Origin of the sequence: Mycolicibacterium sarraceniae, assembly GCF_010731875.1 — a bacterium.
GTDB classification, from domain to species: Bacteria; Actinomycetota; Actinomycetes; order Mycobacteriales; family Mycobacteriaceae; genus Mycobacterium; species Mycobacterium sarraceniae.
Map to the genome: position 1 here is coordinate 3,667,741 of NZ_AP022595.1, position 15,045 is coordinate 3,682,785.

The following is a 15,045-nucleotide window of genomic DNA, read 5'->3' on the forward strand; positions in this document are numbered from 1 at the left end:
CGCACCTATGGTGACCAAGAATCCTTGGCGGTCGCTGTGAGGCGCCTGGCCCCAGCTAACGCGGTTTGGCGAGCGGGAACGGCAGGGTTTCCCGGATGCTGCGCCCGGTGATCAGCATGACCACCCGGTCGACGCCGACACCCAGACCACCGGTCGGGGGCATGGCGTATTCCATCGCCTGCAGGAAGTCCTCGTCGAGTTCCATCGCTTCGGGGTCGCCGCCCGCGGCCAGTAGAGACTGCTCCTGTAGGCGGCGGCGCTGTTCGACCGGATCGGTCAGCTCGCTGTACGCGGTGCCGAGCTCGACACCCCAGGCGACCAGGTCCCAGCGCTCCGCGACGCCGGGCTTGCTGCGGTGCGGGCGAGTCAGCGGCGACACCGACGTCGGGAAGTCGGTGTAGAACGTCGGTGCCTCGGTGCTGTCTTCCACCAGCCGCTCGTAGAGTTCCAGCACGACCGCACCGGAATCCCAGTGCGTCAGGTAGGGAACGCGCGCCGCGTGGCATAACCGGCGCAGCTCGGTCAGCTCAGTCTGGGCGTCGATGTGTTCGCCGAGAGCCTCGGATACGGCGTCGTGCACCGTCTTGACGGTCCACGTTCCGGAGATGTCCACCGGCTCGAGCTGATCGGGGGCACCGTCACGGGGCCGCATCACGACGGCGGAACCGTTGGCGGCGACCGCCGCGTTCTGGATCAGCTCGCGGCAACCGTCGATCCACACCCGGTAGTCGGCGTGGGCCTGGTAGGCCTCGAGCAGGGTGAACTCCGGGTTGTGGCTAAAGTCGACGCCCTCATTGCGAAATGCGCGGCCCAGCTCGAAGACTCGCTCGACGCCGCCGACGCACAACCGCTTGAGATAGAGCTCGGGTGCGATGCGCAGATAGAGGTCGAGATCATAGGCGTTGATGTGGGTCTTGAACGGGCGGGCGTTGGCGCCGCCGTGGATTTGCTGCAGGATCGGTGTCTCGACTTCGAGGAAACCCCTGGTGAACAAGGTTTCCCGGATCGAGTGCAAGACGTTGCTGCGGGCGCGGATTAGATCACGGGCTCCGACGTTGATCGCGAGGTCCACGTAGCGGGCCCGAACTCTGGCCTCGGGATCCTGCAGGCCCTTCCACTTGTCCGGCAAGGGGCGTAAGCATTTTCCGAGCATGCGCCACTGCTGGACCAATATCGAGCGGGTGCCGTTTCGGCTGTAGCCCATGTGCCCGGTCACCTCGACCAGGTCACCGAGGTCGACGGCGGCGAAATCTTCGGACGCCTCGTCGAGGGCGGCCTTGTCGAGCAGCAGCTGGACGTCACCGGACCAGTCCCGCAGTTGGGCGAACACCACGCCGCCGTAATCGCGAGCACGCAGGATCCGGCCCGCGACGCTCACAGTCACAGTGTCGTCGGCGGTCAATGCCTGCGCGACGGTGTGAGTGGGCGGCTGGCCCACCGGGTAGGCGTCGACACCATTGCGCCGCAGGGTTTTCAGCTTGGCCATCCGGACTCGGACCTGATCGGGAAGGCGTTGCCCGCGTCCCGACGTGACGTCGTCTGATTCGTCGGGATCCGGCGCACTGCCGTCCGCGTGCAGCCGTCCGGAGGCGGCCAGGTCTTCGGGCACAGCCGAGTAGTGCCCGGTGTGTTGCTTGCCGCGGCGGGAGAACGGCAGCACCAGGAAACCCTCGGCGATGACCGAGGCGACGCCGACCCGGGGGATCAGCCGGGCGTCCTCGTAGCACGCGTACCGCGGAACCCACTGTGGCTGGTACTTCATGTTGGAGCGGTACAGCGTCTCCAGCTGCCACCATTTTGAGAAGAACACCAGCATGGCCCGCCACAGTCGGGCGACTGGACCGGCGCCGAGTTGGGCCCCTTGTTCGAAGGCCGCGCGGAACATCGCAAAGTTCAACGAGATACGGCTGACGCCGATGTCTTCGGCGTTCTGCAGCAGTTCGGTGACCATCAGCTCGATGGTTCCGTTCGGCGATTTCGGCGAGCGGCGCATTAAATCCAGCGACAACCCGCTGTTGCCCCACGGCACCAGTGACAGCATCGCGACCACCTGATCGGCGCCATCGACGGCCTCCACCAGAAGGCAGTCGCCGTCGGCGCTGTCGCCGAGCCGGCCCAGCGCCATCGAAAAGCCGCGTTCGGTCTCGGTGTCGCGCCAGGCGTCGGCGCGAACGATCACCTCGGCCATCTCGTCTTTCGAGAAGTCGCGGTGCCGGCGCATCCGCACGGTCAAACCGGCGCGGCGGGCCCGCGTGACAGCCTGGCGGACGGCGCGCATATCGGGGCCGGACAGGTGGAACTGGTCGGGATAGAGGATCGCCTCGTCGCCCAGCTGAAGGGCGTTGAGACCCGCGTCGCGATAGGCCTGGGCGCCAGTAGAACTGGCGCCCATCACACCGGGGGCCCAGCCGTAGTCCTGGCACAGCGACAGCCACGTCGAGATCGCCTGCTGCCAGGCGCGCGGATCGCCGATCGGATCCCCACTGGCCAGGCAGACGCCGACCTCGACGCGGTAGGTGATCGCGGCGCGGGCGTTGGCCGCGAACACCACGGATTTATCGCGGCGGGTGGCGAAGTAGCCCAGCGAGTCGTTCTTGCCGTAGGACTGCAGCAGGCCGCGGATGGCGGATTCGTCCTCCCCGGTCAAGGCGTTCTCGGCGCGCTGGGATTGGAACAGCACGACCGCGGCGACCATCAACGCCAGCGCGCCGAGCAGGCCGAGTAGCGCGTTGATGAACGTATGGGGGTGGCCCTCGAAGGATTCGGCACCGGCGCCGGCGAATGCGCTGACGCGGTTCAGGGCGTACCAGAAGCGGTCCTCGCGGGCCAGGGTGCCGGGGAAGAACTCGAGCACCATCCAGCCGAGCAGGGTGCCCACGGCCATACCCGCCACCAAGGCCGCGGCCGCTTTGACCAAAGCCCCGCGGCGCACCCGGGCCCAGAACTCCTTGTAGGCCAAGACCAGTGCACCGGCCGCGGCGATGTGGAAGATCAAGCCGATGACCTCGCCGGCGTCGACAGCCGCCGTTTCGTCCCCGCTCACCAGGTCGGTGATGTTCCACACCGACGCGGCCACCATGTAGAAGATGAGGATCCACCAGGCGATGCGCTTGCGGGCCGCGAGCGCGGCCGCCAGCAGCGCCAGCACGAACGCCCAGGCGAAGCTGGTATCAGGGAAGTTGAACAGGTAGCTGTTGATGAACTCCCGGGGCATCCGGATGAGGTGCCGGACGATCGTGGACATGCTCGACAGCAGCGACAGGGTCGCGATGACGCCGATGATCCAGCCAGCTGCGGCGGGCACCCACCGGAACCGTGATGTTGGCCGACTTGTGGTGACGGTCATAGGCCGCGAGGATATTCCCTCGGGATGCGAATTGTCTGTGGTGCGCTACCCGACGGGGCCGGTGTATTTCTCGCCCGGCCCGCTCCCCGGCTCATCAGGGGCCGCGCTGGCTTCCCGGAAGGCCAACTGGAGGCTCTTCAGTCCGTCCCGAACCGGGCCGGCGTGCGGGCCCAGATACTCCACCGACGCAGTCACCAGCCCGGCCAGCGCGGTGATGAGCCGGCGGGCCTCGTCGAGGTCGCGGTGTTCGCTGGCGTCGGGGTCGGGGGAGGACAGCCCGATTTTCTCGGCCGCGGCGCTCATCAGCATCACCGCGGCGCGGGTAATCACCTCCACGGCGGGAATCTCGGCCAGGTCGCGGATATCGCGGGTGTCATTGGAGTCCGTCATGCCTGCTAGACTGGCACGCACGACCGTCCCGGCGTACGCCAGGGACAGCAAGTGGAGTCCCACTCCCACCGCTCGCCACGGATCTTTCCGCAGGTAGAGCGGTTCCGGTCGCAGGTACCGCAACGGTACCTGTTCTGCGATTTCGCAGACGGCGCGAGCCGTGATCGGTCGGCATTGGGCCCTGCTTTGTGCAGGGCCTTTCTGTTCGGTTGAGCAGAATTGCTGGTGGCGTGGATTCTTCCCGGCTGATCCCGGCGTGTGACACCGCGGTGGTCCACAAAGGAAAACGAGCCAGGGAGGCCCCATCAGCACTGAGACCCGCGTCAACGAGCGCATCCGCGTACCTGAGGTCCGATTGATCGGACCGGGTGGGGAGCAGGTAGGCATCGTGCGCATCGAAGACGCCCTCCGCGTCGCCGCGGATGCCGATCTCGACCTTGTCGAAGTAGCCCCGAATGCCAGACCGCCGGTCTGCAAAATCATGGACTACGGAAAGTACAAGTACGAGACGGCTCTGAAGGAGCGGGAGTCTCGCAAGAACCAGCAGCAAACCGTCGTCAAGGAACAGAAGCTTCGGCCCAAGATCGACGACCACGACTACCAGACCAAAATGGGTCACGTCATCCGCTTCCTCGAAGCGGGGTCGAAGGTCAAGGTCACGATCATGTTCCGCGGCCGTGAGCAGTCCCGGCCCGAACTCGGGTACCGACTCCTGCAGCGACTGGGTGCCGATGTCGCCGACTACGGCTTCATCGAGACATCTGCCAAGCAGGACGGGCGCAATATGACGATGGTGCTGGCACCGCACCGCGGCGCGAAGACCCGCGCCAAGGCGGCGCATGACGCCGACGTGCCCGCAGGGCGCCAGGTCGAGCCGCAGCCCACCGAAACACCTGAGACCACGTAGAACTGAGGAACAATGCCCAAGGCCAAGACTCATAGCGGCGCTTCAAAGCGGTTCCGTAAGACCGGCACCGGGAAGATCGTTCGGCAGAAGGCGAACAAGCGCCACCTGCTCGAGCACAAGGCCAGCAAGCGGACTCGTCGTCTTGACGGCCGCACCGTCGTCGCTGCCAATGACACCAAGCGTGTCAACGCGATGCTGAACGGCTGAGCGCCGTAACCCGTTAACTTCTGACCGAACGAGAATAGGAACACCGCAATGGCACGCGTGAAGCGCGCACTCAATGCCCAAAAGAAGCGGCGCACAGTACTCAAAGCGTCCAAGGGCTACCGCGGCCAGCGCTCGCGGCTTTACCGCAAAGCCAAAGAGCAGCAGCTGCATTCGCTGACTTACGCCTATCGGGACCGCCGTGCCCGCAAGGGCGAGTTCCGCAAGCTGTGGATCTCCCGCATCAACGCGGCAGCCCGCGCCAATGACATCACCTACAACCGGCTGATTCAGGGGCTCAAGGCAGCTGGGGTCGAGGTGGACCGCAAGAACCTCGCCGAGATCGCCGTCAGTGACCCGGCCGCGTTCACCGCGCTGGTCGAGGTGGCCAAGGCTGCGCTGCCGGAGGACGTCAACGCTCCTTCGGGCGAGGCGGCCTGATAGACCTCCCGCTCAGCGAGCGATCGGCCCGTGTAGTCGCGGCAGCGAAGTTGCTGCGACTCGCGGGCCGTCGTCGTGCCGGGAGGTTCCTCGTCGAGGGCGCCAACCTTGTCGAGGCGGCCGTGCGCCGCGGCTTGGTGGTGGAGGTCTTCGCCACCGACGCGGCCCTGGCGCGGTTCACCGATCTGCTCACCGGCGTCGCGGTGCACACGATCACGGACAAAGCTGCGAAATCGTTGTCCGACACGGTGACTCCGGTTGGGTTGTACGCGGTGTGCGCACCACCGGATGTCGCCCTCGCCGACGTTCTCGCAGCACGCCCGCGGCTCGTCCTCGTCGCGGTCGCGACGTCTGAGCCGGGTAACGCCGGCACGCTGATCCGCATCGCCGACGCGATGGGCGCCGACGCCGTAGTGCTCACCGACGACAGCGTCGATCCGTACAACGGCAAGTGCCTGCGCGCGTCGGCGGGCAGCATCTTCTCGCTGCCGGTGCTCGAAGCTCCCGGCTCCGTCGCGCTCGTCGCCGCGTTGCGGTCGGCGGGATTGGCGGTGCGCGCCACCACCCTGGACGCTGACACCACCCTGGACGCGGTAGATCTCACCCGGCCGACGGCGTGGCTGTTCGGATCCGAGGCACACGGCCTCTCCGCCGATGTCGCGGCCCTGGCGGACGAGCGCGTCCGGGTGCCGATGTGGGGTAGTGCGGAGAGCCTGAACGTGGCCGCCGCGGCGGCCATCTGCATGTACGAGAGTGCTCGGTCGCTTCGGCGGCAGTAATCAGCCTCAGCGGATTGATGAGCCGTCCCGCCTTTCTCGGCGATACATCTCGGGCGTGATCTGTAAAGCCCGATTCGACGGAGCTGGGGGAACGACGACCCAATACGACTACATCGTCGCAGGTGCCGGGTCGGCCGGATGCGTACTGGCGAACCGACTGTCGGAAGATCCGCGCACTACATATTTCGGTTGCCGATGAGCTCGACCCGCTGTGCGACGAGATCGTCGCGGCCGGGGCTGCGAGCGGATTGAACGCATTCGGCGTAGGCACGGCGCTGTTGGAGCAGGTTCCCTCCGACACTCGCACCGCGCAGCTGATCGGCGAGATCCGCTCGGTTCTCGACACCGGGGGCGCCTTCCTCGCCGTGGGTACTCTTCGATCTGATGAAAAACGGCATGGCACAACCGCCTGCCCTCCTCGACATCCGCCACCTCGGTCTGACATCGGCGACGGCCACCGCGTCGGGTGGAGTGCGCATCGGGGCCGGAGTCAGCAACAGTGCGCTGGCCACCCACCCGCTGATCCGCACCCATTACCCTGTGCTGGCACAAGCGATCCTCAGTGGTGCTACCACGCAGCTGTGCAACATGGCCGCGGTCGGCGTAAAACTGTTGCAGCGCAAACAATTTCCTTACTTCATGCAGACCGGGTTCAGTCGGTGCAACAAGCGGGTGCCGGGCTGTCGCGCTGGCGATTCTTGATGCGGTCGTGCATACCCAGGGGCCGGACGGTGCTCACGCGATTCCGATCGCCGAGTTCCGCACCCTGCCAGGGGATGCTCCGCGTCGAGGTGGGCGACGACGTGGTCGCCTCGGCATCAGTGGCACTGGGCGGAGTGGCAGTCAAACCGTGGCGAGTTCCGGCTGCGGAGCAGGTCCAGCTCGGACGAGGCGCCGTACCCCGTGCACTCGTCCGAGCCCTGGATCTCACTGGCTGAGCAGTCCCTTCGCCACGTGCGTGATTTGCACCTCGTTGCTGCCGGCGTAGATCATCAACGACTTCGCATCGCGGGCAAGCTGTTCCACGCGGTACTCGGTCATGTACCCGTTACCGCCGAACAGCTGGATCGCCTCCATGGCCACATCGGTGGCCGCCTGCGAGCAGTAGTACTTCATCGCCGACGCCTCGGACAGCGAGATCGGAGTACCCGTCTGCCCGCATTCGATCACCCGGAACAGCATGTTGCGCACATTCATTCGAGCCACCTCCATGTTGGCCAGCTTGAGCTGGATCAACTGGAACTGCCCGATCTCCTTGCCCCACAACGTGCGCGTCTTGGCGTAGTCGGTACACAGCCGCAGGCATTCCTCGATCACCCCGAGCGCCATCGACACCACGCCGATACGCTCCGCGGCGAAACTCGACCGGGCGCTGTCGCGGCCATCGCCGGACTTGTTCTCCTCGGTCTCGCCCAGCAGCCGGTCGCGGCCCAGACGGACGTTGTTGAAGAACAGCTCACCGGTGCGTGAACTGTGAATCCCCATCTTGCGGAACGGCTTAGCCTGGACAAAACCTTCCATACCGCGATCCAGCACGAACGTCAGCACCTTGCGGTCGCGCTTGTCGGCACCGTTACCCTCGTCCAACTTGGCGTACACAACGACGACATCGGCGTCGGGTCCGTTGGTGATGAACGTCTTCTGCCCGTTGAGGATGTAGTCGTCCCCGTCGCGCACCACGTAGGACTTCATGCCGCCGAACGCATCCGAACCGGAATCCGGCTCGGTGATCGCCCACGCGCCGATCTTCTCGTAGGTCACCAGCTTGGGCAGCCAGCGCTCCTGCTGCGCCAGCGTTCCGCGGCTCTGGATGGTGGGCACCGTCAGCCCCAGGCTTACGCCCATCCCGGTGACCAGCCCCATGCTCACCCGGCACAGCTCACTGATCAGGACGAAACCCATTCCGGCCGAACCACCGTCACCGAACATGCCGCCGCCACCGCTGGACTTCTTCTCGGTACCGGCCCGCATCCGGGCCAACCGCTTGTCGAGCGATTCGCGAGCCATCTCACCGATACCGAAGGTGGCGAACAGCTTCCGGACGATCGGATACGGCTCCAGGTCGCCGCTCTCCAGCTCGTCGATATGCGGACGCACCTCTTTGTCGACGAACTCGCGGACAGCGTCGCGCACGGCAATATCGACGTCGGACCATTCGATCATGGATTCTCCGGTTCAGGCGGCGGCGGCACGTCCTCGGGCGGGCCGCAAACCGGCAAGTGAGAACGTTGTGTGGACCAGCGACCTCGCACGGGCGACGAGGCTCTTGTGTCGAGGGACATAGTGCATGGGCATGCCACGGCGGTCTTTAGGGGGTGCCATAAAACCGGGTGCCTCGACCAGCGGGCAGTCGCAGGGCGACCTCGTCACCGGGCGTCCCGGGCTTCGGGATCCGGATGCCGAAGATCTTCAGCGTCGCCTTGTTGATCTCCAGCTCGTCACGACACACCCGATCCCAGTGCGCGCAGAAGTCCTCCCACGTTTGTGGCACCGGCTTCATGCTCATGCCGTACATCGCGTGCCACTGCACGTGCTCGTCGAACAGCTGGCGCTTTTCGCCTCGGTCAGCCCGCCGCAGAAGTATTCGGCCACCTTCAGGATCAGCAGGCAGAAGGTGGCGTGCGCCCAGTAGAACGTGTCAGGATCGAGCGCGTGATAGCGCCGTCCCGCGCTGTCCACGCCCATGATCGGGTAGACCGAGCGCGCGACCCGCTGAAGTGGTTCACGCAGCAGGATCGAATGATCTTGCACTCCGGCGCCGAGTTGCGGATACATGTTCTGCAGCGACCGGATCAACACTCCGAGCATCCCGGTGCGCGGGTCGCCGAAGTATCTCCAGGTCAGCGAGTCCGGCCCGAGCGGGGTCGGTGTGGCGGGATGAGCGGTCGTCGTTGACCTCATCGATGACGATAAGGCTGACAACGGGTGTTGTCTACGGCGGCGACGAGGCTGTGACCACACGTTTGACATGGCGATACGTTGGCCGCGTCACACAGTTGGCTCGCCCGAAATCCTTTCCCTAGGCTGGATCTCGTGGACGTCGAGCCGTTCGACGATCAACCCGATTCCCTCGTTGACGTCAACCAACCCGGGCGAGGGCCCGCGGCGTGGTGGCACAACACCAACCACAATCCGGGCATCATCGCCCTGGTTCGTCGTGCCCGCCGCGTGCTGCCCGGCGACCCCGACTTCGGTGACCCGCTCTCGGCCGCCGGCGATGGGGGTGCCCGCGCGGCCGCCCGAGTCGCCGACCGGTTACTGCGTGACCGAGAAGCAGCCACCCGCGAGGTGAGCTTGGCCACACTGCAGCTCTGGCAGGCGCTCACCGAACGCGTCTCCGGACGGCCGGGCGACCGAGAGGTGACGCTGGTCTTCACCGACCTCGTCGGGTTCTCCAGTTGGTCGCTCGCCGCCGGCGACGACGCCACGTTGCGACTGCTGCGCCGCGTCGCCCAAGTGGTCGAGCCTCCGCTGCTGGACGCGGGCGGGCACATTGTCAAACGCATGGGCGACGGCATCATGGCGGTGTTCGGTGACCCGGCGACCGCGGTACGGGCCACGATGGCCGCCCGCGACGCCGTCCGGACCGTCGAGGTGGACGGCTATACGCCGCGGATGCGCGCCGGTGTCCACACCGGTCGCCCGCAGCGCATCGGATCGGATTGGCTCGGCGTGGACGTCAACATCACCGCCCGGGTGATGGACCGCGCCACCCGCGGCGGCCTGATCGTCTCGGAGAAGACGTTGGAGCTGATCGAGCCCGATGAGCTCGAGTCGCTGGGGGTGACGGTCAAGCGGATCCGGCGCCAGGTCTTCGCGCCGCGGGCAACCGGGGTACCCACCGACCTGGTGATGTACCGCCTCAAGACCCGCAAGGATCTGCCAGTCGAGGACGACGGGGACGATCTCGAGGCCCAGGCTTAGTAGGTGGGAATGGTTTTCGCACTGCTGTCGCGGCTGGACCGCGTCCGGGTCACGTTGGTCTACTCCGCGGCCCTCACGGTGGTAGCTGTGGCATTAGTGGCGCTCGGCCCGCAGGTCCGTGATCAGGTCATCTGGCGCACAAGCACCAATTTGCACAATCTCGGTCAGGGCCAACTGGGCACACTGATCGGTAGTGCGTTCGTCACCGACCGGGGACCCATCTACGTGCGGCTGCCAGGTCTGTTCGCGATTCTCGGCCTGGCCGAATTGCTGTGGCATAGCCGCCGAATGATGCTGGCGTTCGTCGTCGGCCACGTCGGGGCCACCCTGTTGGTCGCCGCCGGACTGGCCGCGACGCTGGCCGCCGGGTTGACCTCATGGTCGATCGCCAATGTCACGGACGTCGGCATGAGCTACGGCGCGGTCGGCGTTCTCGGCGCGCTGACCGCCGCGATCCCGCAGCGATGGCGTGCGGTGTGGACCGGCTGGTGGCTCGCGGTGGCGGTCGGTGCCGTGGCGAGCAGCGCCGGTGACTTCACCAACGTCGGCGCTACGCGCTACTCGCGGTGGCGGCGTCGTTCGGCTACCTGATCATGGCTAACACCGGGCTGTCGATCCTGACGACGGCCAGCCTTGGGGTGTTGGGCGCGTTGGTGGCCGCCCGACTCGCTCAGCGGAACTCCTCGGCGGAGGCCTCGATCCAATCCGAACGCCACGACTCGGGCGGATCGTCGAGCAGCTCGCCGGGCATCAGCCAGGCCTAGATTTCGGCATAGGTGCGGCACTTCAGTGCCTGAATACAACCGACCGCGAGCATCATCGCCGGTGCTGACATCGTGAAATCCGGGCCCTGGCAGATCCGGCTGACGATGTCCACCCCACTGGCCGCCTTGCCCGACGTGCGTGGCTCCGCAGCCCAGTCCCGACCAGGGCGTTGTGCACCAGCATCAGCCCCCCGGTCAGCGGAATACCGACGTGTTCCTCGAATTCCTTTGGGGCCGAACCAGTTCCGCCCTCGGTGCCCCAATGCACAACTTGAACCCGATCGGCTTACCGCCGGACAGTCCGCGCAACGTCGCGATGAACTGCACGGGTTTCGCGATCGAACGGGGTGGCCTCGGTATTCGACTCGATGAAGTATGGCGGATCTCGGGGCGTAGTGCCTCGGCCAGGAATCGGAAGTGTCCGAGCGCCGGGTAGGCCGCAGGATCGTATGCCTGGTTTGCAGCAGGTCCCAGGTGCCCAGTGCCGCGACGGCTGCGACCGGCACCGCCAACAGCCACCACCACGCGCTGAATCCCAGTGACAGTCGCGCCAGAACCAGCGCCACTACCCACACGGCTGTGATTGCGAGGGCTCTGAGCATTGGGCGTCCATGGGGTGAAATGCCTGCGAGGCGTCATTCTGGCATCACCTATGATCGGCACTTGCGTCACATCCGTGGTGCGAACAGCCACGGTTTTCCGAAAAGGAGCGTCGCGCCGCGTGGGTGACCAACCCGTCGACTTGTCGCAGGAATCGTTGACCAACGCCGTCAGCGCGGCCCGGCATGCCTTCGCGCTGGCCGCCGACCTGGACGCGCTGGCTCGCGCGAGGACCGAGCACCTAGGTGACCGCGCGCCGCTAGCTCTGGCCCGCCAGGCTCTCGCGAGCCTGCCCAAGGAGGACCGCTCCGCGGCCGGCAAACTGGTCAACGTCGCTCGCGGGGACGCCCAGCGGGGCTATGACGAGCGGCTGGCGGCATTGCGCGCAGAACGTGACGCGGCGGTTCTGGTGGCCGAGGCTATCGACGTCACATTGCCTTCGACCCGCGAGCCCATCGGGGCCCGGCACCCGATCACGATCCTGGCTGAGCACATCGCCGACACCTTCGTCGCGATGGGCTGGGAGCTGGCCGAAGGCCCCGAGGTCGAGACCGAGCAGTTCAACTTCGACGCGCTGAATTTCCCGCCGGACCATCCGGCGCGCAGCGAATCCGACACCTTCCACATCGCCCCGGAGGGGTCGCGGCAGCTGCTGCGCACCCACACCTCGCCGGTGCAGGTGCGGACCCTGCTCGACCGGGAGTTGCCGGTCTACATCGTCTCGATCGGCCGCACCTTCCGCACCGATGAGCTCGACTCCACCCACACTCCGGTCTTCCACCAGGTGGAGGGCCTCGCGGTGGACCGTGGCCTGACGATGGCGCACCTGCGCGGCACCCTGGACGCGTTCGCCCGCTCGGAATTCGGGCCGACCGCGCGAACCCGGATGCGGCCGCACTTCTTTCCGTTCACTGAACCGTCGGCCGAGGTGGACATCTGGTTCCCAAACAAAAAGGGCGGTGCCGGCTGGGTCGAGTGGGGAGGCTGCGGCATGGTCAATCCGAATGTGTTGCGCGCCGCGGGTATTGACCCGGAGATCTACTCAGGCTTTGCCTTTGGGATGGGCCTGGAGCGCACCCTGCAGTTCCGCAACGGCATTCCCGATATGCGCGACATGGTCGAGGGTGATGTGCGGTTCTCGCTGCCGTTCGGGGTTGGAGTCTGATGCGTCTTCCGTACAGCTGGCTACGTGAGGTCGTCCAGCGCGGTGCACCGGGTTGGGACGTGGAGCCACCCGATCTGGAGCAGGCGCTGATCCGCGTCGGCCACGAGGTCGAAGACATCATCACCCTCGGACCGGTCAGCGGGCCGCTGACCGTCGGGCGAGTCACCGCCATAGAGGAACTCACCGAGTTCAAGAAGCCGATCCGCGCGTGCAAGGTGGATGTAGGCGAAGGGAGTGACCGCGATATCGTCTGCGGGGCAACGAACTTCACAGTCAGCGACCTCGTGGTTGTGGCACTGCCCGGTGTCACACTGCCTGGCGACTTTCACATCGCCACCCGCAAGACCTATGGCCGGCTCTCCGACGGAATGATCTGCTCGGTCGCCGAATTGGGCTTGGGCGCCGACCATTCCGGGATCATGGTGCTGCCGCCGGGAACCGCGGAGCCGGGTGCCTCCGGTATCGACGTACTCGGTCTCGACGATGTGATCTTCGATCTCGCGGTCACCCCGGATCGGGGTTATTGCATGTCGGTGCGGGGTATCGCCCGTGAGATCGCCTGCGCATACAACCTGAATTTCGTTGACCCCGCCGACGTGCCCGCGCTGCCCATCGAGGGCCCAGCGCTGCCGGTCACCGTCGAATCCGGCACCGGCGTCAGCCGTTTCGCAGTGCGCCCGGTCACCGGCATCGACCCGAAGGCGCAGTCGCCGTGGTGGCTACGCCGCCGGCTGATGCTTTCCGGCATTCGCCCGATTTCACCGGCCGTCGACGTCACCAACTACGTGATGCTCGAAATCGGCCACCCGATGCACGCCCACGATCGCAGCCGGATCAACGGCGAGTTCATCGTTCGGTTCGCCAAGCCGGGGGAGACCGTCGTCACCCTCGACGACATCACACGCACCCTCGATCCGGCCGACGTTCTGATCGTCGACGACGTCGCGACCGCTGCCATCGGTGGCGTTATGGGCGCAGGCACCACCGAGATCGACAATGACTCAACCGACATCCTGCTGGAGGCCGCGGTCTGGGACCCCGCCGCGGTGTCCCGCACGATCCGCCGCCTGCGCCTCGTCAGCGAGGCGGGCCGGCGCTACGAACGTTCGGTGGACCCGGCTATATCGGTGGCCGCCGTGGACCGATGCGCGGCGCTGCTCGCCGAAATCGCCGGTGGCACAGCCGAACCTACGCTGACCGACTGGCGCGGCGACCCGCCGCGTGACGACTGGTCGCCGGCGCCGGTGCGGATGCGTTTCGATCTGCCCGACCGGATTGCCGGCGTCGAGTATGAGGGCGGCGCCGCCGTGAAGCGGCTGACGCAGATCGGTGCCGCTGTCGCCGAGGACGACGCCGATCACGCCGTTCTCGTGGTCACCCCACCGAGCTGGCGACCCGATCTGGTGCAGGCCGCCGACTTGGTGGAAGAGGTGCTGCGCCTGGAGGGGCTCGACAAGATCCCGTCGGTGCTGCCCCCCGCCCCCGCCGGGCGCGGGTTGACGGCCGGCCAGAAGCGGCGCCGCGCGGTCGGTAAATCGCTGGGCCTGTCGGGGTACGTCGAGGTGTTGCCCACGCCGTTCCTTCCGGCCGGGATCTTCGATCAGTGGGGTCTGGCCAACGATGATTCGCGGCGTGCGACCACCGCGGTGCTCAACCCGCTGGAGGCCGACCGGCCGCACCTGGCCACCACACTGCTGCCGGCACTGCTGGAAGCGTTGTCCCGCAACGTTTCCCGTGGTTTCGTCGACGTGTCCCTGTTCTCTATCGCGCAGGTCGTGCACCCCACCGAACAGACCAAGGGCGTCGAGCTGATCCCGACCCATCGCCGGCCGAGCGATGAGGAGATCGCGGCGCTGGATGCCTCGCTGCCGAGCCAGCCCGTCCATGTCGGCGCCGTGCTGACCGGACTGCGGGAGCCACGCGGACCGTGGGGCCCGGGGCGCCCGGTCGAGGCGGCCGACGCCTTCGAGGCGGTGCGGATCATCGCCCGCGCCTGCGGGGTGGACGTGACGTTGCGTGCCGCGCAGTTCCTGCCGTGGCATCCGGGGCGCTGCGCGGAGGTCCTGGTCGACGGACGGGTGGTCGGCCACGCCGGGCAGCTCCATCCCGCGGTGATCGAACGCTCAGGCTTGCCGAAGGGCACCTGCGCCGTCGAGTTGGATCTCGATGCGGTGCCGATCCCCGAGGCGCTGCCTGCCCCGCGGGTCTCGCCGTTCCCGGCGGTGTTCCAGGACGTCAGCCTGGTGGTGGCCGGTGACGTCGCCGCCCAGGCCGTCGTGGACGCGGTGCGTGACGGCGCTGGGGAGCTGCTGGAGGATGTGGCGCTGTTCGACGTCTACACCGGGCCGCAGATCGGCGAGGATCGCAAATCGCTGACACTGGCGTTGCGCTTCCGGGCCGCTAACCGGACCCTGACCGAGGACGAAGCCAGTGCCGCCCGCGACGCCGCGGTGGCCGCGGCTGCTGCCGCGGTCGGGGCTGTGCAGCGCGCCTGACCCCAGGGAATGTATTTGCATCATTATGCA

Annotated in this window: 12 protein-coding genes and 3 pseudogenes; 9 read left to right on the forward strand and 6 right to left on the reverse strand. The window is 66.7% G+C overall.

Annotation, left to right across the window (positions count from 1 at the left end; all coding sequences use genetic code 11):
• Positions 1–55 precede the first annotated feature (55 nt).
• Complete coding sequence (gene lysX / locus G6N13_RS18345) at positions 56–3,346, reverse strand: bifunctional lysylphosphatidylglycerol synthetase/lysine--tRNA ligase LysX (RefSeq protein ID WP_163699264.1); 3,291 nt, start codon at positions 3,344–3,346, stop codon at positions 56–58.
• Between the two features lie 45 nt (positions 3,347–3,391).
• The gene (locus G6N13_RS18350; RefSeq protein ID WP_163699266.1) at positions 3,392–3,736 is read right to left on the reverse strand and encodes a DUF1844 domain-containing protein; all 345 of its coding nucleotides are present in this window, start codon (positions 3,734–3,736) and stop codon (positions 3,392–3,394) included.
• Positions 3,737–4,040: 304 nt separating this feature from the next.
• Here G6N13_RS18350 and infC point away from each other — a divergent pair, with 304 nt between their 5' ends.
• From infC to G6N13_RS18370, 4 genes are read left to right on the forward strand one after another with little or no spacing between them, the layout of a single operon-like run.
• Complete coding sequence (gene infC, locus G6N13_RS18355) at positions 4,041–4,643, forward strand: translation initiation factor IF-3 (protein ID WP_163702288.1); 603 nt, start codon at positions 4,041–4,043, stop codon at positions 4,641–4,643.
• Positions 4,644–4,655: 12 nt separating this feature from the next.
• On the forward strand, positions 4,656–4,850 hold the full coding sequence (rpmI, locus tag G6N13_RS18360; RefSeq protein WP_163699268.1) for a 50S ribosomal protein L35: 195 nt from the start codon (positions 4,656–4,658) through the stop codon (positions 4,848–4,850).
• A gap of 48 nt (positions 4,851–4,898) precedes the next feature.
• Positions 4,899–5,288, forward strand: a complete 390-nt coding sequence (gene rplT, locus G6N13_RS18365; RefSeq protein WP_011780528.1) for a 50S ribosomal protein L20 — start codon at positions 4,899–4,901, stop codon at positions 5,286–5,288.
• Between the two features lie 50 nt (positions 5,289–5,338).
• On the forward strand, positions 5,339–6,067 hold the full coding sequence (locus tag G6N13_RS18370) for a TrmH family RNA methyltransferase (RefSeq protein WP_235677811.1): 729 nt from the start codon (positions 5,339–5,341) through the stop codon (positions 6,065–6,067).
• 176 nt (positions 6,068–6,243) lie between these two features.
• Here G6N13_RS18370 and G6N13_RS18380 read toward each other — a convergent pair whose 3' ends face one another.
• On the reverse strand, positions 6,244–6,465 hold the full coding sequence (locus tag G6N13_RS18380; RefSeq protein ID WP_163694293.1) for a hypothetical protein: 222 nt from the start codon (positions 6,463–6,465) through the stop codon (positions 6,244–6,246).
• Between G6N13_RS18380 and G6N13_RS25345 the strand changes: the two genes are divergently transcribed.
• Positions 6,464–6,769 (forward strand): FAD binding domain-containing protein, encoded by a 306-nt coding sequence (locus G6N13_RS25345; protein ID WP_235677813.1) that lies wholly within the window; start codon positions 6,464–6,466, stop codon positions 6,767–6,769. The genes G6N13_RS18380 and G6N13_RS25345 overlap by 2 nt on opposite strands.
• A 225-nt stretch (positions 6,770–6,994) precedes the next feature.
• Here the strand turns inward: G6N13_RS25345 and G6N13_RS18390 are convergent, their stop codons facing one another.
• Both G6N13_RS18390 and G6N13_RS18395 read right to left on the reverse strand, forming a co-directional pair.
• Positions 6,995–8,230: an acyl-CoA dehydrogenase family protein gene (locus G6N13_RS18390; protein WP_163699271.1), complete on the reverse strand. Its 1,236-nt coding sequence runs from the start codon at positions 8,228–8,230 to the stop codon at positions 6,995–6,997.
• A gap of 12 nt (positions 8,231–8,242) precedes the next feature.
• A pseudogene (locus G6N13_RS18395) lies at positions 8,243–8,968 on the reverse strand (oxygenase MpaB family protein).
• A 132-nt stretch (positions 8,969–9,100) separates the two neighbouring features.
• On the opposite strand from G6N13_RS18395, the gene G6N13_RS18400 reads away from it, so the two are divergent.
• Both G6N13_RS18400 and G6N13_RS18405 read left to right on the forward strand, forming a co-directional pair.
• Entirely contained in the window at positions 9,101–9,991 is an 891-nt protein-coding gene (locus G6N13_RS18400) for an adenylate/guanylate cyclase domain-containing protein (RefSeq protein ID WP_163699273.1), read from the forward strand.
• A 9-nt stretch (positions 9,992–10,000) separates the two neighbouring features.
• A pseudogene (locus G6N13_RS18405) lies at positions 10,001–10,692 on the forward strand (rhomboid-like protein); the annotation flags it as partial.
• Here G6N13_RS18405 and G6N13_RS26225 read toward each other — a convergent pair.
• A pseudogene (locus G6N13_RS26225) lies at positions 10,662–11,082 on the reverse strand (glutamate synthase-related protein); the annotation flags it as partial. The pseudogenes G6N13_RS18405 and G6N13_RS26225 overlap by 31 nt on opposite strands.
• A gap of 394 nt (positions 11,083–11,476) precedes the next feature.
• On the opposite strand from G6N13_RS26225, the gene pheS reads away from it, so the two are divergent.
• Positions 11,477–12,520, forward strand: coding sequence for a phenylalanine--tRNA ligase subunit alpha (gene pheS, locus G6N13_RS18415; protein WP_163699275.1), 1,044 nt, complete (start codon positions 11,477–11,479; stop codon positions 12,518–12,520).
• Positions 12,520–15,015, forward strand: a complete 2,496-nt coding sequence (pheT, locus tag G6N13_RS18420; protein WP_163699277.1) for a phenylalanine--tRNA ligase subunit beta — start codon at positions 12,520–12,522, stop codon at positions 15,013–15,015. Before pheS ends, pheT begins: the two co-directional genes overlap by 1 nt.
• Positions 15,016–15,045 lie beyond the last annotated feature (30 nt).